Annotated in this window: 22 protein-coding genes and 1 other RNA gene; 17 read left to right on the forward strand and 6 right to left on the reverse strand. The window is 72.7% G+C overall.

What is annotated here, in order from left to right; all coding sequences use genetic code 11:
• Positions 1-30 precede the first annotated feature (30 nt).
• Positions 31-1,785, forward strand: coding sequence for a putative bifunctional diguanylate cyclase/phosphodiesterase (locus O2V61_RS04565; RefSeq protein WP_269182138.1), 1,755 nt, complete (start codon positions 31-33; stop codon positions 1,783-1,785).
• 27 nt (positions 1,786-1,812) lie between these two features.
• Here the strand turns inward: O2V61_RS04565 and O2V61_RS04570 are convergent, their stop codons facing one another.
• Complete coding sequence (locus O2V61_RS04570; protein WP_269182139.1) at positions 1,813-2,127, reverse strand: DUF6343 family protein; 315 nt, start codon at positions 2,125-2,127, stop codon at positions 1,813-1,815.
• A 45-nt stretch (positions 2,128-2,172) separates the two neighbouring features.
• On the opposite strand from O2V61_RS04570, the gene prfB reads away from it, so the two are divergent.
• From prfB to O2V61_RS04605, 7 genes are all read left to right on the forward strand, one after another.
• Positions 2,173-3,285 carry a peptide chain release factor 2 gene (prfB, locus tag O2V61_RS04575; protein WP_269182140.1) on the forward strand — a complete coding sequence of 371 codons (1,113 nt, stop codon included), beginning with the start codon at positions 2,173-2,175 and terminating at the stop codon, positions 3,283-3,285.
• Between the two features lie 175 nt (positions 3,286-3,460).
• On the forward strand, positions 3,461-4,150 hold the full coding sequence (gene ftsE / locus O2V61_RS04580) for a cell division ATP-binding protein FtsE (protein ID WP_269171084.1): 690 nt from the start codon (positions 3,461-3,463) through the stop codon (positions 4,148-4,150).
• Positions 4,151-4,207: 57 nt separating this feature from the next.
• The gene (ftsX, locus tag O2V61_RS04585) at positions 4,208-5,092 is read left to right on the forward strand and encodes a permease-like cell division protein FtsX (protein ID WP_269182141.1); all 885 of its coding nucleotides are present in this window, start codon (positions 4,208-4,210) and stop codon (positions 5,090-5,092) included.
• A gap of 133 nt (positions 5,093-5,225) precedes the next feature.
• Positions 5,226-5,702: an SsrA-binding protein SmpB gene (smpB, locus tag O2V61_RS04590; RefSeq protein ID WP_269182142.1), complete on the forward strand. Its 477-nt coding sequence runs from the start codon at positions 5,226-5,228 to the stop codon at positions 5,700-5,702.
• Positions 5,703-5,707: 5 nt separating this feature from the next.
• Positions 5,708-6,628, forward strand: coding sequence for an NADP-dependent oxidoreductase (locus O2V61_RS04595; RefSeq protein ID WP_269182143.1), 921 nt, complete (start codon positions 5,708-5,710; stop codon positions 6,626-6,628).
• Complete coding sequence (locus O2V61_RS04600; RefSeq protein WP_269182144.1) at positions 6,625-7,518, forward strand: amidohydrolase family protein; 894 nt, start codon at positions 6,625-6,627, stop codon at positions 7,516-7,518. Before O2V61_RS04595 ends, O2V61_RS04600 begins: the two co-directional genes overlap by 4 nt.
• A gap of 11 nt (positions 7,519-7,529) precedes the next feature.
• Entirely contained in the window at positions 7,530-8,525 is a 996-nt protein-coding gene (locus O2V61_RS04605) for a GNAT family N-acetyltransferase (RefSeq protein WP_269182145.1), read from the forward strand.
• 46 nt (positions 8,526-8,571) lie between these two features.
• On the opposite strand, the gene O2V61_RS04610 is transcribed toward O2V61_RS04605, so the two are convergent.
• Both O2V61_RS04610 and O2V61_RS04615 read right to left on the reverse strand, forming a co-directional pair.
• A complete protein-coding gene (locus O2V61_RS04610) occupies positions 8,572-10,083 on the reverse strand; it encodes an MFS transporter (protein ID WP_269182146.1) in 1,512 nt (503 codons plus the stop codon).
• Positions 10,084-10,287: 204 nt separating this feature from the next.
• Positions 10,288-10,917, reverse strand: a complete 630-nt coding sequence (locus O2V61_RS04615; RefSeq protein ID WP_269182147.1) for a TetR family transcriptional regulator — start codon at positions 10,915-10,917, stop codon at positions 10,288-10,290.
• 122 nt (positions 10,918-11,039) lie between these two features.
• Here O2V61_RS04615 and O2V61_RS04620 point away from each other — a divergent pair, with 122 nt between their 5' ends.
• From O2V61_RS04620 to corA, 4 genes are all read left to right on the forward strand, one after another.
• Entirely contained in the window at positions 11,040-12,059 is a 1,020-nt protein-coding gene (locus O2V61_RS04620; RefSeq protein WP_269182148.1) for a hypothetical protein, read from the forward strand.
• 18 nt (positions 12,060-12,077) lie between these two features.
• Positions 12,078-12,959 carry an SCO6745 family protein gene (locus O2V61_RS04625; RefSeq protein WP_269182149.1) on the forward strand — a complete coding sequence of 294 codons (882 nt, stop codon included), beginning with the start codon at positions 12,078-12,080 and terminating at the stop codon, positions 12,957-12,959.
• The gene (locus O2V61_RS04630) at positions 12,956-13,492 is read left to right on the forward strand and encodes a carboxymuconolactone decarboxylase family protein (protein ID WP_269182150.1); all 537 of its coding nucleotides are present in this window, start codon (positions 12,956-12,958) and stop codon (positions 13,490-13,492) included. The genes O2V61_RS04625 and O2V61_RS04630 overlap by 4 nt, the downstream gene beginning before the upstream one ends.
• 251 nt (positions 13,493-13,743) lie before the next feature.
• Positions 13,744-14,889, forward strand: coding sequence for a magnesium/cobalt transporter CorA (gene corA / locus O2V61_RS04635; protein ID WP_269182151.1), 1,146 nt, complete (start codon positions 13,744-13,746; stop codon positions 14,887-14,889).
• A gap of 16 nt (positions 14,890-14,905) precedes the next feature.
• On the opposite strand, the gene O2V61_RS04640 is transcribed toward corA, so the two are convergent.
• On the reverse strand, positions 14,906-15,811 hold the full coding sequence (locus tag O2V61_RS04640) for a dioxygenase family protein (protein WP_269182152.1): 906 nt from the start codon (positions 15,809-15,811) through the stop codon (positions 14,906-14,908).
• Positions 15,812-15,961: 150 nt separating this feature from the next.
• On the opposite strand from O2V61_RS04640, the gene O2V61_RS04645 reads away from it, so the two are divergent.
• The 5 genes from O2V61_RS04645 (at position 15,962) to O2V61_RS04665 (ending at position 19,675) form a co-directional block, all read left to right on the forward strand.
• Positions 15,962-16,387 (forward strand): iron-containing alcohol dehydrogenase, encoded by a 426-nt coding sequence (locus O2V61_RS04645; protein WP_269182153.1) that lies wholly within the window; start codon positions 15,962-15,964, stop codon positions 16,385-16,387.
• Positions 16,388-16,461: 74 nt separating this feature from the next.
• Positions 16,462-16,837: a transfer-messenger RNA gene (ssrA, locus tag O2V61_RS04650) on the forward strand.
• A 595-nt stretch (positions 16,838-17,432) separates the two neighbouring features.
• Positions 17,433-17,888, forward strand: coding sequence for a hypothetical protein (locus O2V61_RS04655; protein WP_269182154.1), 456 nt, complete (start codon positions 17,433-17,435; stop codon positions 17,886-17,888).
• Positions 17,889-17,930: 42 nt separating this feature from the next.
• Positions 17,931-19,544 (forward strand): sodium-dependent transporter, encoded by a 1,614-nt coding sequence (locus tag O2V61_RS04660; protein WP_269182155.1) that lies wholly within the window; start codon positions 17,931-17,933, stop codon positions 19,542-19,544.
• A complete protein-coding gene (locus O2V61_RS04665) occupies positions 19,541-19,675 on the forward strand; it encodes a methionine/alanine import family NSS transporter small subunit (protein ID WP_269182156.1) in 135 nt (44 codons plus the stop codon). The genes O2V61_RS04660 and O2V61_RS04665 overlap by 4 nt, the downstream gene beginning before the upstream one ends.
• A 47-nt stretch (positions 19,676-19,722) precedes the next feature.
• Here the strand turns inward: O2V61_RS04665 and O2V61_RS04670 are convergent, their stop codons facing one another.
• Both O2V61_RS04670 and O2V61_RS04675 read right to left on the reverse strand, forming a co-directional pair.
• Positions 19,723-20,415, reverse strand: coding sequence for an NADPH-dependent F420 reductase (locus tag O2V61_RS04670; protein WP_269182157.1), 693 nt, complete (start codon positions 20,413-20,415; stop codon positions 19,723-19,725).
• Positions 20,416-20,475: 60 nt separating this feature from the next.
• A complete protein-coding gene (locus O2V61_RS04675; protein WP_269182158.1) occupies positions 20,476-21,510 on the reverse strand; it encodes a 5-methyltetrahydropteroyltriglutamate--homocysteine methyltransferase in 1,035 nt (344 codons plus the stop codon).
• Positions 21,511-21,670: the final 160 nt, after the last annotated feature.

The following is a 21,670-nucleotide window of genomic DNA, read 5'->3' on the forward strand; positions in this document are numbered from 1 at the left end:
GACGTGCCGCGAGCGAGGAGTGCCCCGCAGTTGCCGATCGACGTCCGGCACCGGGACGGCGGAGAACAGGCGCAGGCCGGGCTGGTGGCCGGCGTGCTGGACGCACTGCCCTCACCGACGGTCCTGATCGACGCCGACGGCACGATGCTGCTGGTCAACTCCGCCTGGCAGGCCGCCGGCGACCTGCTCGACGACGACCGCCTCCGGGTCGGCGTGGGCGGCAACTACTTCGCGGTGATGCTCAGCCTGTCCGACGACACGGCGAACCGGGAGCGCATCGACCAGCTGCGCGAGCTGTCCGCCGGTGCCCGGACCTCGGTCTCGGCCGACTACGCGCTGGCCACGGTGACCGGGGTGCGCTGGTACCACCTGCAGGCCTCCCGCGCCGACCGGTCCGGGCGGGTGGTGGTCACCCACACCGACGTGACCTCCCGGGTCGAGGCCGAGCGGGCGTCGTCCTGGCAGGCCCGGCACGACCACCTCACCGACCTGCCCAACCGGGCCCACCTGCACGACCTGATCTCCGCCGAGCTGCGCCGCGTCGACCGCGGCCCGGTCACCGTGCTGTTCCTGGACGTCGACGGCTTCAAGGACGTCAACGACACGCTCGGCCACGAGATCGGCGACCACCTGCTCCGCGAGCTCGCCACCCGGCTGACCAGTCGCACCCGGGGCCAGGACACCGTCGGCCGCCTCGGCGGCGACGAGTTCGTCGTGCTCTGCCGCGACTGCGACGTCGACGGCGCCCTCGCGCTGGCCGAGCGCTTCCAGAGCACCTTCGACGAGCCGTTCGACCTCGGCGAGCGGGTCACCCGGCTGACCGTGAGCATCGGCGTGGCCACCGCGCCCGGCGGCGACCCCGGCCTGCGCTCCACCGACCTGGTCCGGGACGCCGACCTGGCGATGTACGCCGCGAAGGCGGCCGGCCGCAACCGGGTGCGGGTGTTCAGCCCCGACCTGCGCAGCGCCGTCGAGCAGAAGGTGCTGGTGGCCGCGGAACTGCGGACAGCGATCGAGTCCGACCAGCTGGTGCTGCACTACCAGCCGGTGCTGCACCTGCCCAGCGGCGAGGTCTCCGGCGTGGAGGCGCTGGTCCGCTGGCAGCACCCCGAGCGCGGTCTGCTGATGCCCTGCGACTTCATCCCGCTGGCCGAGCAGACCGGGGTCGTCATCCAGCTGACCCGGTGGGTGCTGGCCGAGGCGACCCGGCAGGCCGCGGCCTGGGACCGGGCCGGTCTCACGCTGGTGACCGGGGTGAACATCAGCGCCGCGCACTTCGCCACCGGCACCCTCGTCGCCGACGTCCACGACGCCCTGGAGGCCGCGGGGCTCGCGCCGGAGCGGCTGGTGCTCGAGCTCACCGAGACCAGCGTCGCGGAGGACCCGCTCCGGGCGGCGGCCCAGTTCGCCCAGCTGCGCGTCACCGGGGTCGAGGTGTGCATCGACGACTTCGGCAGCGGCTTCTCCTCGTTGAGCCAGCTGGTGTCGATCCCGGCCGGCATCCTGAAGCTGGACCGCAGCCTCATCGCCGGGATCGAGGTGCGGCGCAGCGAGTCCGCGGCGGCGATCGCGGCCGTGGTCGGGCTCGCCGCCGCCTGCGGCATGCGCAGCCTCGCCGAGGGCGTGGAGACCGCCGGTCAGCTCGCGCTGGTCAGCGAGCTGGGCTGCACCCATGCGCAGGGCTTCCACATCGCCCGGCCCATGCCGGCCGCCCAGGTGGCCGACTGGCTGGCCATCCGGCGGGCTGCCCGTCGCGCTCTCCGCGCCCGCCTGCAGAGCGCCTGAGCCCCGGCGGCCGGCACCCGCGCGCGGTCAGCCCGGTTCGCCGCGCAGCTTGCGGCGGGCCACGACCACCAGGTCGACCAGCGCGATCACCGCCAGCACGGCCAGGGCGATCGGGAAGACCAGCGGGGCATCGGCGAGGAAGGCCAGCACCGCCAGGACGGCGCACAACACGAGCCCGAAGGTCGCCAGCGCCAGCCGCAGGGTCAGCGCGCTGCGGGCGTTCCCGGCGCCGCCTTCCTGGTACCTGGGCTGGGACTCGGGGATCCCGTGCGGGAAGTGGTCGCGCTCGTACTCGGTGAGGTCGTCGGGGTTGCGCCGGTCGTCCGGCGGTGACGTGCTCATGCCGCCGGAGGTACCCGGTGGCGCGGCGCACTACCCTGGATCGACGTGGCTGCTGACTTCTCCGTCGTCCTGGACGAACTCGACACGACCTTGAAGTCCATCGAGGCCGTGATGCGGGTCGATGACCTGCGTCGGGAGGTGGCCGAGCTCGAGCAGAAGGCCTCCGCACCCGACCTCTGGAACGACGTCGAGGCCGCCCAGGCGGTGACCTCGCGGCTGTCCTACCTGCAGGGTGACCTGCGCCGGGTGGAGGAGCTGCGCAGCCGGCTCGACGACGTCGGGCTGATGCACGAGATGGCGGCCGAGGAGGGCGACGAGGCCACCACCGCCGAGACCGAGCGGGAGCTGGCGAGCATCCGCACCGTCCTGGACGAGCTCGAGGTGCGCACCCTGCTGTCCGGGGAGTACGACGAGCGCGAGGCGCTGGTCACCATCCGCTCGGAGGCCGGGGGCGTGGACGCCGCCGACTTCGCCGAGATGCTGATGCGGATGTACCTGCGCTGGGCCGAGCGGCACAGGTACCCCACCGAGGTCTACGACGTCTCCTATGCGGAGGAGGCCGGGATCAAGTCGGCGACCTTCGCGGTCAAGCACCCCTACGCCTACGGGACGCTCTCGGTCGAGCAGGGCACGCACCGGTTGGTCCGGATCTCCCCGTTCGACAACCAGGGCCGCCGGCAGACCTCCTTCGCCGGCGTGGAGGTGCTGCCGGTCGTCGAGCAGACCGACCACGTCGACATCCCGGAGAACGAGATCCGGGTCGACGTCTTCCGCTCCTCCGGCCCGGGTGGGCAGAGCGTCAACACGACCGACTCCGCCGTCCGGATGACCCACATCCCGACCGGCATCGTCGTCTCCTGCCAGAACGAGAAGTCCCAGATCCAGAACCGGGCGGCGGCACTGCGGGTGCTGCAGGCCCGGCTGCTGGTGGTCCGGAAGCAGGAGGAGCGGGCCCAGATGGACGCGCTCAAGGGCGAGGGCAGCAGCTGGGGCAACCAGATGCGCTCCTACGTGCTGCACCCGTACCAGATGGTCAAGGACCTGCGGACCGAGGTCGAGACCGGCAACCCGAGCAACGTGCTCGACGGGGAGATCGACGCCTTCATCGAGGCCGGGATCCGGTGGCGCCGGCAGCAGGAGACGGCCGAGCTCGACTGACCGGCTGCGGCGGGGCGGGGGAGAGACCGGCCACAGCCGGACCCGGGCCGGCGGCACGCTGGGTGACCGCGCCCGGCGGCCGGGGCGCCCGTTGCTCACTGTCCGTCCATGAGGTTGCGGGACGCGCCGGGCGAACGGATCATCCGCCGGCGCCGGGCAGGTACCGTGGCCCCTCGTGATCGAATTGCAACACGTCTCCAAGATCTACCCGACCAGTCCTCGGCCGGCTCTGGACGACGTCTCGATGCAGATCGACAAGGGGGAGTTCGTCTTCCTCATCGGCTCCTCGGGTTCGGGCAAGTCGACCTTCCTGCGGCTGCTGCTGAAGGAGGACAGCCCCACCAAGGGCGTCATCACGGTCAACGACAAGAACCTGAACACGATGAGCAAGTGGCAGGTGCCCAAGCTCCGCCGCACCATGGGCTGCGTCTTCCAGGACTTCCGGTTGCTGCGCAACAAGACGGTCGCCGAGAACGTCGCCTTCGCCCTCGAGGTGATCAACAAGCCCCAGCGCACGATCAAGCGGGTCGTGCCCGAGGTGCTGGAGATGGTCGGCCTGGACGGCAAGGAGAACCGGCTGCCCAGCGAGCTCTCCGGTGGTGAGCAGCAGCGGGTGGCGATCGCCCGGGCGTTCGTGAACCGGCCGCTGGTGCTGCTGGCCGACGAGCCCACCGGCAACCTGGACCCGGAGACCAGCCAGGACATCATGCTGCTGCTGGAGCGGATCAACCGGACCGGCACCACCGTGGTGATGGCCACGCACGACTACCACATCGTCGACTCGATGCGGCGCCGCGTGATCGAGCTGAGCGACGGCGTCGTCAGCCGCGACCAGAGCCGCGGCGTCTACGGCGTGGGTCGTTGAGGTGCGGGTCGCTGACCAGCCGATGACCGTCGCACCGCAGAACACGACAGGGAACTGATGCGCGTCAACTTCGTCCTCTCCGAGGTGGCTGCCGGGCTGCGTCGGAACCTGACCATGACGGTCGCGATGATCCTCACCACGGGGATCTCGCTGGGCCTCATGGGCACCGGCCTGCTGATCGCCAACATGATCGGCGACATGCGCGAGATCTACTACGACAAGATCCAGGTCTCGATCTACCTCGCCGACGACGTCACCGATGAGCAGCGTGACTCGATCGCCGCGCAGCTGGACGCCTCGCCCGAGGTGCAGGACTACATCTACGAGACCCGCGCCGAGGCGTACCAGCGCTTCACCCAGCAGTTCCAGGAACAGCCGGCGCTGATCGCGAACACCCCGGAGGACGCGCTCCCGGAGAGCTTCCGGGTCGAGCTGGTCAACCCCGAGCGGTACCCGGTCATCGCCGAGCAGTTCCCGAACGGGGCGGCCGGCGTCGACGAGGTCCGCGACGAGGGCGACTTCCTGGACCGGCTGTTCAGCCTGCTCAACGGGGCGCGCAACGGCACGCTGGCGGTGGCCCTCGTGCAAGCCCTGGCCGCGTTGCTGCTGATCTCCAACACGATCCAGCTCGCGGCGTTCAACAGACGCAACGAGACCAACATCATGCGACTGGTCGGCGCCTCCCGCTGGTACACCCAGCTGCCGTTCATCCTGGAGGCGGCGCTCGCCGGCCTGATCGGTGCGGGGCTGGCGATCGGCGGTCTGGTGCTGACCAAGATCCTGTTCGTCGACAAGACGTTGGCCGGCCCGATCAAGGCGGGCATCATCCCGCCGGTCGACTGGTCGGCGATCATCGCGATCTCGCCGATCATCGCCGCCGCCGGGGTCGGCCTGGCCGCCGTAGCCGCCTACGTGACCCTGCGCCTCTACGTCCGCCTGTAGCCCCCAGCCCCACCTCCGCGGCGATCATGGAGCTGTGGTGGCGACGCGCCGGTCACCGCCCGCGCGTCGGCACCGCGGCTCCATGATCGTTTCTCGGCAGCGCTCCCGGTGAGCCGCCCGGTAGCCTGGGGGCATGCCGCGGGAACAGGGGCGCAAGTTCATCGCCCAGAACAAGAAGGCGCGGCACGACTACTCGATCCTGGACACCTACGAGGTGGGCCTGGTGCTCACCGGCACCGAGGTGAAGAGCCTGCGTGCCGGCCGTGCCTCGCTCGTCGACGGCTTCGCCAGCGTCGACGACGGTGAGGTCTGGCTGCAGCACGTGCACATCCCCGAGTACACCGAGGGCACGTGGACGAACCACGCCCCGCGCCGCAAGCGCAAGGTGCTCATGCACCGCGCCGAGATCGAGAAGCTGATCGGCAAGACCAAGGAGGGCGGGCTCACGCTCGTCCCGCTGGACCTGTACTTCAAGGACGGCAAGGTCAAGGCCACCCTCGCGCTCGCGAAGGGCAAGCGGAGCTACGACAAGCGCCAGGACCTGGCCGAGCGTGACTCCCGCCGGGAGATGGAACGCGCCTTCGGCCGCTACGTGAAGGGACGGCGCTGACCTCCATGCGCGGCATCGCCTACGACCGGTTCGGTGACGAATCGGTCCTGCAGTTGCGGGACGACCTGCCCGAGCCCCCGGTGGGGCCGGACACGGTGCTGGTCCGCACCCGCGCGGCCGGCGTCAACCCGGTCGACATGGGCATCCGGGAGGGCGGCCTGGCCGGCTTCTTCCCGCACCACTTCCCGATCGTGCCGGGCTGGGACCTGGCCGGTGTCGTGGAGCAGGTCGGGCCGGCGGTGGTCGACTTCGCCCCCGGCGACGAGGTCTTCGGGTACCTGCGCCGGGACGACGTCCAGTGGGGGACGGCGGCCGAGCTCGTGCCCGCCCCGCAGCGCTGCATCGCGCACAAGCCCGACTCGCTCGGGTTCACCGAGGCCGCTGCGCTGCCGCTGGCCGGGCTGACCGCCTACCAGGCGCTGACCGAGGCGCTCGAGGTCGGCGAGGGCGACCGGGTGCTGGTGCACCGGGCCGCCGGCGGGGTCGGCTTCTTCGCCGTCCAGATCGCCGCTGCGCTCGGCGCCCACGTCATCGGCACCGCCAGCCCGCGCAACCACGGCTTCCTGCGGGACGCCGGCGCCGCCGAGGTGCTGGACTACAACGCCGGGCCGATCTCCGCCCAGCTGTCCGAGCCGGTGGACGCCGTCCTGGACCTGATCGGCGGGCCGGCGCTCGGCGACGCCCCGGACCAGGTACGCGACCCCAAGCGGATCGCCAGCGTCGTCGACCCGGTGGTCCGCGACCTCGGCGGCCGGTACGTCTTCGTCCGTCCCGAGCGGCACGACCTGGAGGAGCTCGGCCGGATGGCCGACGCCGGGCAGCTGCGGGTGGCGGTGGCGAAGGCGTTCCCGCTGGCCCAGACGGCCGACGCCCAGCGGCTGGTGGCCGGCGGGCACGTGCGCGGCAAGGTCGTCATCACGCTGTGACGGTCGGCCCGCCGGTCTCGGACGACGACGTCCCGAGGTACTGGCGGGAGCTCGGGCTGCCCGGGCTGGTCGACGTGCACGTGCACTTCCTGCCGGAGCGGGTGCAGGCGAAGGTCTGGCAGTACTTCGCCGAGGCGGAGACGCACTACGGGGCGCCCTGGCCGGTCACGTACGCGCTGCCGGTCGAGGAGCGGCTGGCGGTGCTGGCGGCCCTCGGCGTCCGCGCCTTCCCGACGCTGCCCTACCCGCACCGGCCGGGGATGGCCGCCTGGCTGAACGACGAGGCGGCCGCGTTCGCGGCGCGGCACCCGCAGGTGCTGCACTCGGCGACGTTCTACCCGGAGCCGGACGCGCAGCGGTACGTGGAGGAGGCGCTGGACGCCGGCGCCCGGGTGTTCAAGGTGCACGTGCAGGTCGGCGCCTTCGACCCGCGGGACCCGCTGTTGGACGACGTGTGGGCTCGGCTGGAGGACACCGGCACGCCGGTGGTCATCCACTGCGGCTCCGGGCCACTGCGCGGGGAGCACACCGGCCCGGCCCCGATGGCTGGCCTGCTGGATCGTCACCCGCGGCTCCAGTTGGTGATCGCGCACCTCGGGATGCCCGAGTACGCGTCGTTCCTGGACCTCGCCGAGCGGTACGAGCGCGTGCACCTGGACACCACGATGTTCGCCACCGACTTCACCGAGCGGCTGATGCCCTTCGACCGGGCGCTGCTGCCCCGGCTGGCGGCGCTGCGGGACAAGGTGGTGCTCGGCAGCGACTTCCCGGCCATCCCGTACCCCTACGCCCACCAGCTGGCCGCGCTGCACCGGTTGAGCCTGGGGGAGGAGTGGCTGCGGGCGGTCCTCTGGCACAACGGTGCACGGCTGTTCGGGGTCACCGCCTAACCTCGGGCCTCGTGAACTCTGCGCCGCTGGCCCTGCCCGAGGGCCTCTCCGCCCGCCCCATCCGTCCCGACGACGCCGTTGTCGTCGCCGAACTGCTCGCCGTTGCGGAGGCGGTCGACGACACGGGGCTGCACGAGTCGCCCGAGGACCTCACCGGGCTGTGGGTCAGTGACCTGGTCGACCTGGAGCAGGACACCCGGCTGGTGAGCACGGCGGACGGCACCGTCGTCGGCTACGCCACCACGATCGCGCCCCCCACGTTCCGGGACGCCTACGGCGTGCACCTGCAGGGTCGGGTGCTGCCGGAGTGGCGGGGCCGGGGCATCGGCCGGGCACTCCTGGCCTGGCAGCTGGGGCGGGGCGAGGAGCTGCACGCCGAGCGGAACCCCGAGTCGCCGGCCCGGCTGACCGCCACCGTGTACACGACGATGCCCTCGCTGGAGGCGCTGGTGCGCCGGGCCGGGCTGGAGGCGGTCCGCTGGTTCTTCCACATGGAGCGGCCGCTCACCGACCTGCCGCCGCGGCGCCGGCTCGACGGCATCGACCTGGTGCCGTTCACCTGGGACCGGGACGAGGAGGTGCGGCTGGCGCACAACGCCGCCTTCACCGAGCACTACGGCTCCAGCGAGCGCGACGTCGCCTCCTGGCAGGTCATGTTCACCGGCATGCGGACCTTCCGCCCGGACCTGTCGGTGTTGGCCGTGGAGGACGGCGAGGTGCTGGGCTACGCGCTCGCCTACGTCTCCGAGGCGACCGCCGCGGCCAGCGGCTCCCGGGAGAGCTACTTCGGCCAGATCGGCGTCCTCCCGTCCGCGCGGGGCCGGGGGGTCTCCAAGGCGGTGATCATCGAGGCGATGCACGCCGCGGCGGCACAGGACTGCCAGACCTCGGGTCTGGAGGTCGACAGCGAGAACGTCACCGGCGCGCTGGGGCTGTACGAGAGCCTGGGTTTCACCACCGCCCGCACCCAGGTCTCCTGGTCCCGGCGGCTGGCGCCCCTGAGCTGACGTGCGGGAGGGGCCGACGTCGTGACGCCGGCCCCTCCCGATCGGGTCAGGCGGCCAGGGCCACCTCGGCGGGCAGGTCGTCCTTCTTCGCCCGGATCAGCACGATGCTCAAGACCAGGGCGACCGCCAGGAACACCGCGGCCCAGATGAAGGCCACGTGGTACCCCTGCACGAACGCCTCGCCCGGGGCCGCGCCCGGGTTGTCGACCAGGTACCCGGTGACCGCCGAGGCGTAGAAGGTGTTCAGCAGGGCCAGGCCGAGCGAGCCGCCCACCTGCTGGCTGGTGTTGAGCACGGCCGAGGCGATCCCCGTGTCATGGCTCGCCACCCCGACCAGCGCCGTGCTGGACGCCGGTACGAACACCGCGGCCATGCCGAGGCTGATCGCCAGCAGGGCGGGGAGCACCTCGACGACGTAGGAGCTGGTCGCGCCGATCCGGGTCAGCCACAGCATGCCCAGCGCGGCCACGACCAGACCACCGATGATCAGCGGCCGCGGCCCGACCCGGGGGAGGACCTGGGAGACGACCCCGGCGCCCAGGATGATCCCGCCGCTGAAGGGCAGGAACGCGAAGCCGGACTCCAGCGGGCTGTAGCCCAGGGTCTGCTGGAAGTAGAAGGTCAGGAACAGGAAGATCGCGAAGATCCCCGCGCCCACCAGCAGGAAGACCAGGTAGGAGCCGCCCCGGTTGCGGTCCAGGACCACGCGCAGCGGCAGCAGCGGGTGGCTGGCGCGCTGCTCGTAGAGCACGAACGACACCAGCAGGACGGTGGCCGCGGCCAGCAGGGTCAGCGTGACCGGGTCGGTCCAGCCCACGCCCTCCTCGGCGGCCTTGCTGAAGCCGTAGACCAGGCTGACCAGGCCGGCGGCCGACAGCAGCACGCCGGGCACGTCGTAGCGCCGGTCGCCGTCGGCGCGGCTCTCCTTCACCAGGCCGATCGCGAAGACGGCGGTGGCCAGCGCGATCGGCACGTTGACGCCCAGCGTCCAGCGCCACGAGGCGTACTCGGTGAGCACCCCGCCGAGGATCAGGCCGATCGCGGCGCCACCGCCGGAGATGGCACCGAAGACACCGAAGGCACGGGCCCGCTCCTTGGGGTCGGTGAAGGTGACCGCCAGCAGCGACAGCGCGGCCGGCGCCAGCAGCGCCGCGAACGCGCCCTGCAGACCGCGGGCGGCGAACAGCAGCTCCTGGTTGGGGGCCAGGCCGCCCAGCGCCGAGGCGCCGGCGAAGCCGATCAGGCCGATCAGGAAGGCGCGCTTGCGGCCGGTGAAGTCGGCGATCCGCCCGCCGAGCAGCAGCAGCCCGCCGAAGGCGAGCGTGTAGGCGGTGACCACCCACTGGATGTTGGCCGCGCTGATGCCCAGGTCGAGGCCGGCGTCGGGGAGGGCGATGTTCACGATCGAGGCGTCCAGCACGACCATCAGCTGGGCGACGGCGATGACGGCGAGGGCCAGCCAGCGGCGGGGGTCCGGGCCCTCGGTGTCCGGTGCGGGCGGCGGTGGCGCATCGGGGACGGTGCTCCCCGACGGGGTGGTGAGGCTGTCTGCGGGCATGGCGGAGCCGTCCTTCCTGCGCAGGGCGCAGTGCGGGCTGAGGGGATGAGGGCAGGGGAGGGCGCACGGCCGGGCGGCGTCGCGCGGTCGCGTGGTGCGGGAGGAGCCCGGGCAGGCGCGACGGCGCGACGGTGCGCGGTCGGGGTGCGGAGTGCCTGCCGGAGGAGGGCCGGCGGGGTCGGGGCCGGTGGGGTGGAGAGCGGGTCAGCTCACGGATCGGGCCAGTCCGCCGCCGGCCAGTCGCAGGCAGTCGCGGGCGAGGTCCAGGAAGTGGTCGAAGGAGTCGTCGGGGTCCCAGGCCTCGATCGCCGTGTTGAACGCGGCGAAGGCGGTGTTGAGGACCAGCGCGGCGTGCAGCTCGTCACCGTCGGGGGTGCGCCGGGCGACCCACTCCCGCAGGTCGGGCCCGAAGCTGTCACAGACGTCCCGCGACGAGTCGCAGAGCTCCGGTGACTGCTGGAACAGCCGCTTCTGCAGGGGCAGCCGGTCGGCGAGGAGCTCCGCCAGGCTGAGGACGAGCCCGGTGAGCGCCTCCCACAGCGGCTCGTCCCCCGGGGCGTCCGCCAGGAGCTCGCGCCACTGCTGCAGCTCCTGCGGATCGAGGTCGTAGACGACGGCTTCCTTGCTGCGGAAGTAGCTGAAGAAGGTCGTCCGGGAGACACCGGCCTCGGCGGCGATGTCCTCCACGCTCACCGCGTCGAACCCGCGCTCGCTGATCAGGCGGAGTGCGGTCGAGCGGATCGTCCGCCAGGCCTCGAGCTTCTTGCGCTCCCGGAGGCCCAGCACGCGACCGACCGGGCAGTACGGGGTCTTCTCCCGCCCGGATCCGGTCATGGGAGCACCGTAGACCCGAACCTGAACTCAGTACAGAGTTTTACCCCGTTCGGGTTTCTGGACGGCGGTGTCCGGTCCCGAGACGGCTGTACCGGCGCGTGGAGAGGCGTAGGGTCGACGTGATGCGGAGCATCCTGCGGACGGCCGTCGTGGCCGCGGCCGCGATGGGCGCCACGGTGCTCGGTGTGCCGGCAGCCGGTGCCGCCGAGGATCCCGCCGCCGAACGTCGCAGCACCACGGCGCAGAGCCCGATCGTGCAGGCCACCGTCGGGTACGACGTCTCCCACCCCCAGTGCGGCCTGACGCTGCCCGACGACGCGGCGTTCGCGGTCATCGGCGTCAACGGCGGGATCGCCACCACGGAGAACCCCTGTCTGGCCGACCAGTGGGAGTGGGCGAACGACTCCTCGGGTGCCGTGCCGGCCCAGCCGCGGGCGCAGCTGTACGTGAACACCGCCAACCCCGGCGAGGTGCGCGAGCAGGTGACCACCTGGCCGCGGCTGGGCGGCAACCGCTACGGCGTGTGCGACGGCGACAACAGCGCTGCCTGCTCCTACGAGTACGGCGTCGACCGGGCCGAGAACGACGTCCGGATCGTGCTCGACACCCTGGGTGCGGCGTCGCCGGGGGCCGGGAACACCGCCGCCGTCAGCCGCGCCGACCTCGTCGGCCTGCGGTGGTGGCTGGACGTCGAGACGATGAACACCTGGCAGACCGACGGCGCCGCCGCACAGCGGAACAACCGGGCCACCCTGGAGGGGATGACCGACCACCTGGAATCGGTGGGTGGCTGGGTCGGGCTCTACTCGACCGGCTACCAGTGGGGCGAGATCGTCGGCGAGGTGCCCTCGTGGAGCAGCCTGCACGGCCTGGACAGCTGGCTGGCCGGGGCCCGCAGCCTCTCGGGCTCGGTGGCCAACTGCTCCGAGGACCCGCTCGTCGACGGCGGCCGGGTGGTCATGACCCAGTACGTCGAGGACGACCTGGACCACAACCACTCCTGCGTCGCGGCCGCCCTCTCGGCCCCGGCCACCACGGCCCTGGCGACCACCGCGCCGAGCACCACGGCCCCCGCCACCACCGCGCCGGCCACCACAGCCCCCGCCAGCACGACGCCGACCAGCGCGGGGGCGTCCGGCTGAGTCGTTAGGGTGCGCGGCATGGTCAGCGTCGATCAGCCCGCCGTCCCGCTCGCCCCCGACCTCCGCCTGGTCGCCCGCACGCACCGGCGGCTGGAGCCGCTGCACTCTCACGTCTACTTCGCGCCGGAGACCGACGAGCACCTGACCGCAGCCGGGTTGCGCCCCGGCCGGATGGTGTACTTCGCCGGCCGCGCGGCCGCGATGGGCGCCGTCGGCCCGGGCGTGGTGACGGCGACGTTCGCCAACTTCGCCCCCGCGATCGTCGCCCGGCACCTGCCCCGCGCCTGGACCCTCGCCACACCCGACCAGGTGCTCGCCGCCCGGACGGCGGCCGCCACCGCCTCGCTCACCCGGCTCCTCGACGGCGCCGACGAGAGCAGCCTGGTCGAGCTGGCCGGCCTGCTCCGCGAGGCGTGCACCGCGCTGACGCCGGAGGCCCGGCCACTGTTCGCCGCCCACGCCGACCTGCCTTGGCCCGAGGACCCGCTGCTGCAGGTCTGGCACGGCGTCACCCTGCTCCGCGAGCACCGCGGTGACGGGCACGTGCTGAGCCTGGTCCGGCACGGGCTGACCGGGCTGGAGGCGCTGGTCACCCACACGCTCACCGGCCGCGGCTTCACCCGCCAGGCCGCCCAGGCGACCCGGGGCTGGTCCGACGAGGAGTGGACGGCGGCGCTGACCGGCCTGACCGAGCGCGGCCTGGTCGCCGACGGGGCGCTCACCGAGGCCGGCCAGCAGCTGCGGGCGTCGATCGAGCAGGAGACCGACGCACTGTCGGCCGCCCCGTTCGTGCACCTGGGCACCGCGCGCACCGAGCGGGTCGCCGAGCTCGCCGGCGACCTGACCGGCCGGCTGCTGGGCAACGGCGCGTTCCCGGCCGGCGTGCTGTCCCGCCCGTGACCGGCGCGCGGCTGCCCGACGCCGACGGCGACGGCCCGGCCGCCGACGTGCTGCGCGCCCGGCGTGGGGGACAGCTGTCCGCGCTGGACCGCCTGCTGCTGCACAGCCCGGCCGTTGCCGAGGGGTGGAGCGCACTGCTCGGGGCGCTGCGCACCGGGACCACGCTGACCGCCGACCTGACCGAGCTGGTGGTGCTCCGGGTCGCCGTGCTCAACGACGCGGTCTTCGAGTGGGTCGCGCACGAGCCCGCCGCCCGCCGGGCCGGGGTCACCGACGCCCAGCTGGCGGCGCTGCGGACCCACGACCCCGCCGCGGCGCCGGTGTTCTCCGCCGTCCAGGTCGCCGTGCTGCGGTTCACCGACGCCTCGAGCGGGCAGGTCGACGTCCCCGATGCGGTCTTCGCCGCGGTGCGTGCCCACCTGGACGACCGGCAGGTGGTCGAGCTGGTGACCACCGTGGCCGGCTACGCGATGGTGTCCCGGTTCCTGGTGGCGCTGCGGGTGCCGGCACCGGCCGGCGAGGTCGCCGGCTGACCGTTCCCCGCCCGTTCACCCCCTGGTGGGGCGACCGGGGTGCCCGGGGGCGGCACCGCGTGTCACGATGGACGACGGCCGCGTGACGGACGCCGGCCCTCGGGAGACGGGAGGTGCTGGGCCGTGCGATCGGAGCCTCCCAGTCACAGTCCCCGGGTCCTCACCCGCTGACGCCCCCGGTCACCTGACCCGGGCGGGCACGCCTGCGGGGACCTGCTGCCCCCGTCCCCGCGTCCCCCGGGAGCCCCGCCGTGGCCGATCGTCGTCTCGCCCCCCGCACCGCCCTGTCCACCCTCACCCGCCGACCGCGCGCCGTCCTGGTGCCCCCGCGCCCGGCCGAGCAGCCGGGGTCGGTCCCGGCGACCGAGCGGCGTTCCCGGCTGGTCGACAACGCGGTCTACGCCGCCGGCCGGCGGATCGCCACGCCGGAGTCGGTGGCCGAGAGCCACGAGTGGCTGACCGAGGGCTTCGACGACCGGATGGTCTGGCTAGGGCTGTACCGCCCGGAGCCGGCCGAGCTGGGTGAGCTGGCCGAGCAGTACGACCTGCCCGACCTCGCGGTCGAGGACGCCATCCACGCCCACCAGCGGCCGAAGTTCGAGCGCTACGGCGACACGCTCTTCGTCGTCCTCAAGGCCGCCCGCTACCTGGACGAGGCCGAGGAGGTGGAGTTCGGCGAGCTGCACCTGTTCCTCGGCTCGGACTTCGCCATCACCGTCCGGCACGCCGAGTCGCCGGACCTGGCCCGGGTGCGCCGCCGGCTGGAGAGCTCCCCGGAGCTGCTGGCCCACGGCCCGGAGGCGGTGCTGTACGCGATCCTGGACGCCGTCGTCGACGGCTACGCCCCGGTCGTCGCCGGGCTGGACAAGGACATCGACGAGATCGAGGTCGAGGTGTTCCGCGGTGACCCGCAGGTGTCGCGGCGCATCTACGAGCTGTCCCAGGAGGTCGTGGACTTCCAGCGGGCGGTCCAGCCGCTGACCGGCATCCTCGCCGCGATCACCGCCGGGTTCGAGAAGTACGGCGTCGACGAGGAGCTGCGCAGCCACCTGCGGGACGTCGCCGACCACGTCACCCAGACCACCGAGCGGGTCGAGGGCTTCCGGCTGCAGCTGCGCGACATCCTGACCGTGAACGCCACGCTGGTCGCCCAGCGGCAGAACGAGGAGATGAAGACCCTCACCGAGACCAGCATCGCCCAGGGCGAGGAGGTCAAGAAGATCTCCGCGTGGGCGGCCATCCTCTTCGCCCCCAGCCTCGTGGGCGGGGTCTACGGGATGAACTTCGATCACATGCCCGAGACCGACTGGTACTACGGCTACCCGTTCGCCGTCGTGCTGATGTTCATGGTCAGCCTGACGCTGTACGTCATCTTCAAGCGCCGCGACTGGATCTGAGGACGGGCCGCGGCGGTCACGGGGACGGCGCGCCGGTCGGCTCGACGACGAGGTCGATGACGGCGAGCCGGAACGGGTTGACGGTGCCGAACCGCGCGGCCTGCTCGGCGTCGTCGACCGGGGCGAAGTCGCGGACCAGGCTGCGCTTGACCGCGAAGACCGCGTCGGCGTCCAGGTACGGGCTGCCCTCGACGAAGATGTGCGTGGTCACCGGCACGTAGCCCGGCGCGTCGGCGATGAAGTGGATGTGCGCCGGCCGGTACGGGGGGCGGTCGGTCGCCGCGAGCAGCTCCCCGACCGGGCCGTCGGTGGGGATGGGGTAGTGCGCCGGGACGGTGGTGCGGAACCAGAACCGGCCCTCGTCGTCGGTGGTGAACAGGCCGCGGCCGTTGCCCGCCGGCTGCACTTCGGGCTGCTGGACGTCGTAGAAGCCGTGGTCGTCGGCCTGCCACACGTCCACCTCCGCGCCGGGCACCGGCGCACCGGAGACCGAGAGCACCCGCCCGGTGACGACACACGGCTCGCTGCCGCCCACCAAGTCGATCGAGTCCCCGTTGCTGCGGGGTGGCGAGACGGTCATGTGGAAGGGCCCGAGGACGGTCGCCTCGGTGGCCCCGCCGGCCTTGCGGTGGTTGATGTTCTCCACCAGCGAGGAGACGCCGAGGACGTCGGAGAGCAGCACGAACTCCTGCCGCACGTCGTCGCAGGTCTGGCCGGTACGGGTCAGGAAGTCGATCGCGTGCTCCCACTCCTGCAGCGTCGGGTCCACCTCCCGGATCGCGGTGTGCAGACCGCGTACGAGCGCGCCCAGCACCTCGCGCAGCCGGGCGTCCGACGTCCCGGCGAAGCTGGCGACGACGGCGTCGGTGACGGTGTGCTCGTCGATGTCGGCCACGACGTCATCGGTCTGCGCGTCGGTCATGTGCTTCTCCCTGGCGGATCGAGCGGGACGACCGCCGGCCTGTGACAGCGGACACGCTGCTCAGGCTAGAGGGAGGACGAGGGCCAGCTCACCGGGCTGCGCAGGGGATGCTCCTCCTCGACGGGGTGGACCGAGCAGGAGGAGTCCGACGTGAGCGACGACCGCTTCGACCTCGACGGACTGCCGACCAGGGTCCTGTTCGGGGCCGGGCGGCGGGCCGACGTGCCGGGCGAGGTGGCGCGCCTGGGTGGGCGTCGGGTCCTCATCCTGACCGGGCGGTCGCAGGAGGTGCACTCCGCGGTGCTGCCGCAGGTCGCGGCCCTGGTGGCCGGGGCGGCGCCGGACGCCCTGCGGCGGGTGGCCCGCGCCCTCGGTGCCGACGACGGCGCCGACGCGCTGCACCAGCTCGCCGTGCGGGCCGGCGCCGCGACCTCCCTGGGCGCTCTCGGGCTGCGGGAGGACCAGGTCGACGGGGTGGCGGGACGGGTCGCCGCTGCGGCTCCGGCCGCGCCGCGCGAGGTCTCCGCGGAGGACGTCCGCGGTGTGCTGCGCGCCGCGCTGGCCGGACGTGGCTGACCGAGGGGCGGACCTGCGCGCGCGGGGAACAACCCCGGGGTGGTTGCCGTTATGCTGGCCGTACAACTACACAGGGGGGCGATTGGTCTCGACTGCGGTCGTTTGGCCAGGGGAAGCGAGCCGAGGAAGGCAACGATGATCTCGTTAACCATCCGTTGCAAAAAACACAAGCGCCGATTCCAATCAGCGCGACTTCGCTCTCGCTGCCTAACAGCAGCTAGGCGAGTCTGTCAGCCCGGGTTCGTCATCGGCCCGGATCCTGGCATCAGCTAGATGACTCACCGCACGCATCGGTCGCGGGTGCGTGTGGGACACCAAACAGCGACTGGGCCCGTCATCCCGACTCGTTCGTGAGATCGGGAGGGCCGAGCAGAGGCAGAGCGAACTGCGCTCGGAGAAGCCCTGGTGATGCGTCGCAGGACGCGGGTTCGATTCCCGCCGCCTCCACCCCCCGAGGTCTCCGCACGACGTGCGGAGGTCCACGTAGTCCCCCGAACCGCCCCGGACCGTCAGGTCCGGGGCGGTTCGTCGTCAGGAAGAGCAGTCGGCCGGACTCTGCCGGGTACAACAGTCCACGCACCGTCGGCCGTCGGCCGACGGACCACGCGCGACGTCTCCTCCGGCGGAGAGGCGGTGCTCAGCGGCGGAGAGGTCGCATCAGCCGAGGACGGCGCCCGGCACGTTTCCGAGTGGGGTGCCCGTGCGTCTCCCGCACCGCCTGCAGATCTTCTCGTCCGGTCCCGAAGGCCGTCCGCCGTCCGGGTGTCGCTGGACGTAGGAGTGGAACCCGAACCGGCACCGGAGTGGCTTCCGAGTCATGGCCCGATGGTAGGAGTCGCCGATCCCGCCGGGAAGGGCTGAACGACCCGGCGTACCGGGCCTGTGCCGGGGTGCTGATCTCGCGGTCGATGGGTGCACGTGCCCCTGCGCCGTTCGTGGGATCACGCCCTTGCCTCGTCGTCTCAGGCCTTGCCGGACAGCCCGGCCCACCGGCCCGGGTGTGCCGCGGGCCGTCTCCGGGCACGGTCGTGGGCCAGGAGGTGTCATGTCCACATCTGGGGAGAACCGCTCATCGGCTCGCGCGAGGCGCTGGCTGCTGCTGGCGCTGATCGGCCTGCTCGTGCTGGTGGCCCTCGCCGTCGCCGCCGTCGTCGTCGCCCAGCGGGACGACCCGGTCGACCTGAGCGAGGGGATCAGCGCCGAGGAGGTCGGACAGGACGTCGATGCGTCCGGCCTGGTCGTCACCGAGACCGTCCAGAGCGCCGGGTTCTTCATCGACACCGACACCGGTCCCGTGTTCGTGTACTACGGCGACCTGACCGACCGGTTCGGCATCGGAACGACGATCGCCGAGCTCGAGGGCGAGGTGGCCGCCGTCACCGACGAGTTCCTCGACGAGCTGAGCGGTGAGCTGGAGCCCGATCAGCTCGCTCTGCTGGCCGACGTCGAGGTCTACGTCCAGGCGGACGAGCTCGCGGTGGTCCCACGTGCCGGCGACTGAGCCGGTGCGCGGGGTCGACGTCGTCACGGAACAGGACGTGGCATGAGCACGCCGGCAGGGCAAGCCGCACAGCCTGACCAGGAGCGCCGCCGCGGCGGCTTCAGCTCCCGGCGCGTCTTCATCCTGGCAGCGATCGGGTCGGCCGTCGGGCTCGGCAACATCTGGCGGTTCCCCTACGTCGCCTACGAGAACGGTGGCGGCGCCTTCCTGCTGCCCTACCTGGTCGCGCTGCTGACCGCAGGCATCCCGTTCCTGCTGCTGGACTACGCGATCGGCCATCGCCACCGTGGCTCGGCACCGCTCTCCTTCGCCCGGCTGCGCCGCGGCACCGAAGGGCTCGGCTGGTGGCAGGTGGGCATCTGCTTCGTCATCGCCGTCTACTACGCGGCGGTCATCGCCTGGGCGCTGCGCTACACCTTCTTCTCCCTCGACGAGGCGTGGGGCGCCGATCCCGAGGGCTTCTTCTTCGGCGAGTTCCTCCAGGCCGGTGACGTCCGGGTCACCGCCGACGTGGTGCCCGGGGTGCTCTGGCCCCTCGCGCTGGTGTGGCTGGCCGTCCTGGTGATCATGGCCCTCGGTGTGCAGCGCGGGATCGGCGTGACCTCGCTCGTCGTCATCCCGGTGCTGGTGCTCGCCTTCGCCGCCCTCGTCGTGCAGGCACTGCTGCTGCCGGGCGCCGGGGCCGGCCTCGACGCGCTCTTCGCACCCGAGTGGTCGGCCCTCACCTCGGCCTCGGTCTGGGCGGCCGCGTTCGGCCAGATCTTCTTCTCGCTGTCGGTCGGCTTCGGCATCATGATCACGTACGCGTCGTACGTCGGCCGCCGGGAGGACATGGTCGGCTCCGGCCTCGTCGTCGGGTTCTCGAACTCCGGCTTCGAGCTGCTCGCCGGCATCGGGGTGTTCGCCGCGCTGGGCTTCATGGCCCAGGCCAACGGGGTCCCGGTCGACGAGGTCGCCAGTGGCGGGATCGGCCTGGCCTTCATCGCCTTCCCGGCAATCATCAGCGAGGCCCCCGCCGGCGCCCTCCTCGGCGTCCTGTTCTTCGGTGCGCTGGTCATCGCCGGCATCACCTCGCTGATCAGCGTGATCGAGGTGGTGATCTCCGCCGTCCGGGACAAGCTCGACACCGGCCGGCTCACCGCCACCCTCGCGGTCGGCGTCCCCGCCGCGGTGCTGAGCCTGGTGCTGTTCAGCACGACGAGCGGCATCTACGTGCTCGACGTCGTCGACCACTTCGTCAACCAGTACGGGATCCTCGTCGTGGCGCTGGTCAGCATGCTGGTCGTCGCGTGGGCGCTCCGGGCACTGCCCGTCCTCGGCGCGCACCTCAACGTCCACGGGCGTCCCCGGGTGGGCACCGGGTGGCGGCTGCTGACGAGCGTCGTCGCACCGGCGGGCCTGGCCGTGGTGCTCGTCCTCGCACTGCGGGACGACCTCGCCGCGCCGTACGAGGACTACCCGGCCTGGCTCCTGCTGGTCCTCGGCTGGGCACTCGTCGTGGCGCTGCCGCTCATCGGCTTCCTCCTCGCCCGGCTGCCGTGGCGCGCCGGGACGCACCTGGACGGACCGCCCCCCGGCTCCGACCCGGCGGAGCCGCTGCACGCGCCCGACCCGGCCCCGCACACCCGCCACCAGGACGACGGAGGACCCCGATGAGCACGGCCGCGATCGTGATGATGGTGGTGGCGATGGCCGTGATCTGGGGTGGCCTCGCCCTGGCCATCGCCAGCCTGCTGCACCACGGCGCCGTCGAGGAGCGCGCCGAGGACCCGCGCCGGGACCTCTGACCCCGGCCGGCGGACGGCAGGTCGGGGCGTCGACGACGCCCCGACCGTCACATGTCGCGGTAGCGGACGGCTGCGGCCAGCTGCTCTGTCAGCTTCGCCCGGGTGACCTGGCGCCCCGGCACCTCGGGGAAGCCGTCGCCGGGGACCGCGTAGGGCACGACGTAGGCCGCCGTGTCGCGCTGGAAGCGCCAGCCCTCCGCGAGCGGGCCGACGTCGTGGGCGTCGTAGCCGATCGAGTCGAGGAACGCCGACACCGTCTGCTTGGCCGTCTCGTCGTCCCCGGCGACCGGCAGGACGGAGCGCTCGGGGTCGCCCGCGGGCCGCTGCAGCGTGCCGAGCTGGGTGACGTAGATGTTGTTGAAGGTCTTCACGACCTGCGCCTCCGGCAGGTGTGCCTGGAGCAGCTCGCTGGTGGTCGTCGACTCGTCGTCGAGCTCGGCGATGTGCCCGTCGCGGTCGGGGTAGTAGTTGTTCGTGTCGATCACGACCTTGCCGCGCAGCGGCTCGACCGGCACCTCGCGGTAGGCCTTGAGCGGCACGGTCACGACGACGACGTCGCCGGCCGCGGCGGCCTCGGCCGCAGTGGCCGCCCGGGCGCGCGGCCCGAGCCGGCCGACGAGCTCGGTGAGGGTCTCCGGCCCCCGGCTGTTGCTGAGCACGACGTCGTGGCCGGCGTCGACCGCGAGCCGGGCGACGGTGCTGCCGATGTTGCCGCTGCCGATGAGTCCGATGGTGGTCATGTCCGCGGGAAGCGCGCCCACGGCCGGGTCATTCCCGGCCGGCGGCGTCCGCCGGCCGGGTCAGAGCTCGGCGCGGAGCAGCTCCGCAGCTCGGGCGAGGGACCGCATCTTGCCCGCGGCCGACTCCCGCGGCAGGTACTTCAGCCCGCAGTCGCTGGACAGCACGAGCCTGTCGACGTCCACGTGGTCCAGCGCGCGGCGCACCCGGTCGGCGACGACCTGCGGGGTCTCCACCTCGGGGGTGGAGAGGTCCAGCACGCCCAGCGCGACGCCCGTGCCGCGCAGCGGGCGCAGGGTCGCCGGGTCCAGGTGCGACTGCGCCGTCTCGATCGAGATCGCCGCGGCGGGCACGTCGGCGAGCTGCGGCAGCACCGAGTAGCCCTCGGGCCGGTCGGCGACCATCGCCGCGTAGCCGAAGCAGACGTGCACGTGCACCGGCCCAGGGGCGTCGGCGAGCGCGGCGGTGAGCACCTCGACGCCGTAGCGGCGGGCCACCTCGGGGCGGGCCTGCAGCCACGGCTCGTCCAGCTGCACGATGTCGGCGCCGGCGGCGAACAGGTCGGCGATCTCTGCGCGCACCACCTCGGCGTAGGCCAGCGCCAGGGCCCGGTCGTCGCCGTAGTGGTCGTCCTGCGCCTGCTGGGCCATGGTGAACGGGCCGGGCACGGTGATCTTCACGGCCCGGTCGGTGTGCGCGCGCAGGAACCGCACGTCCGCCGCCTGCACCGAGGCCGGCCGGCGGATCTCACCCACCACCCGCGGCGCCGGGATGTCGATGCCGGAGCGGTTGCGCACCGACCCCGGGTGGTCCAGGTCCAGCCCGTCGAGCGCGGTGGCGAAGTGGTTGGAGTAGGACTCGCGCCGGATCTCGCCGTCGCCGACGATGTCCAGCCCGGCCTCCTCCTGCGCCCGGATGGTGGCCAGCGTGGCGTCGTCCTGGGCCTCCTGCAGGAACTCGGTGGGCACGCGCCACAGCTCCTTGGCCCGGACCCGCGGCGGGAACTGGTGCCCGAGCCGGTCGCGGTCGATCAGCCAGTCCGGCTGGGGGAGGCTGCCGACGACGGTCGTGGGCAGCGGGGGGAGCGAGACGGGCACGGTTCCTCCTGAGGACGTGGACGCGCCCGATCCTCCACGCTGCGTGCGACGGGGCCGGAGGAGGCTCCCCGCAGGGCCCGGGTCTGCCGCGCCTCGGAGACGTCGTTTCGTCCGCCCGGCACCGGGCACCGGGGGGACATGACTGGACGGGACGTCCCCC

The organism is Modestobacter sp. VKM Ac-2985, assembly GCF_026967925.1.
Classification (GTDB): Bacteria; Actinomycetota; Actinomycetes; order Mycobacteriales; family Geodermatophilaceae; genus Modestobacter.

Bases quoted from the DNA above. Each gene is read 5' to 3' on its own strand.
- O2V61_RS04620 (WP_269182148.1), top strand. From the start codon at position 11,040: ATGCGGAGCATCCTGCGGACGGCCGTCGTGGCCGCGGCCGCGATGGGC.
- O2V61_RS04670 (WP_269182157.1), bottom strand. From the start codon at position 20,415: ATGACCACCATCGGACTCATCGGCAGCGGCAACATCGGCAGCACCGTC.
- O2V61_RS04610 (WP_269182146.1), bottom strand. From the start codon at position 10,083: ATGCCCGCAGACAGCCTCACCACCCCGTCGGGGAGCACCGTCCCCGAT.
- O2V61_RS04595 (WP_269182143.1), top strand. From the start codon at position 5,708: ATGCGCGGCATCGCCTACGACCGGTTCGGTGACGAATCGGTCCTGCAG.
- smpB (WP_269182142.1), top strand. From the start codon at position 5,226: ATGCCGCGGGAACAGGGGCGCAAGTTCATCGCCCAGAACAAGAAGGCG.
- O2V61_RS04660 (WP_269182155.1), top strand. From the start codon at position 17,931: ATGAGCACGCCGGCAGGGCAAGCCGCACAGCCTGACCAGGAGCGCCGC.
- ftsX (WP_269182141.1), top strand. From the start codon at position 4,208: ATGCGCGTCAACTTCGTCCTCTCCGAGGTGGCTGCCGGGCTGCGTCGG.
- O2V61_RS04640 (WP_269182152.1), bottom strand. From the start codon at position 15,811: ATGACCGACGCGCAGACCGATGACGTCGTGGCCGACATCGACGAGCAC.
- O2V61_RS04665 (WP_269182156.1), top strand. From the start codon at position 19,541: ATGAGCACGGCCGCGATCGTGATGATGGTGGTGGCGATGGCCGTGATC.
- O2V61_RS04615 (WP_269182147.1), bottom strand. From the start codon at position 10,917: ATGACCGGATCCGGGCGGGAGAAGACCCCGTACTGCCCGGTCGGTCGC.
- O2V61_RS04570 (WP_269182139.1), bottom strand. From the start codon at position 2,127: ATGAGCACGTCACCGCCGGACGACCGGCGCAACCCCGACGACCTCACC.
- O2V61_RS04655 (WP_269182154.1), top strand. From the start codon at position 17,433: ATGTCCACATCTGGGGAGAACCGCTCATCGGCTCGCGCGAGGCGCTGG.
- O2V61_RS04625 (WP_269182149.1), top strand. From the start codon at position 12,078: ATGGTCAGCGTCGATCAGCCCGCCGTCCCGCTCGCCCCCGACCTCCGC.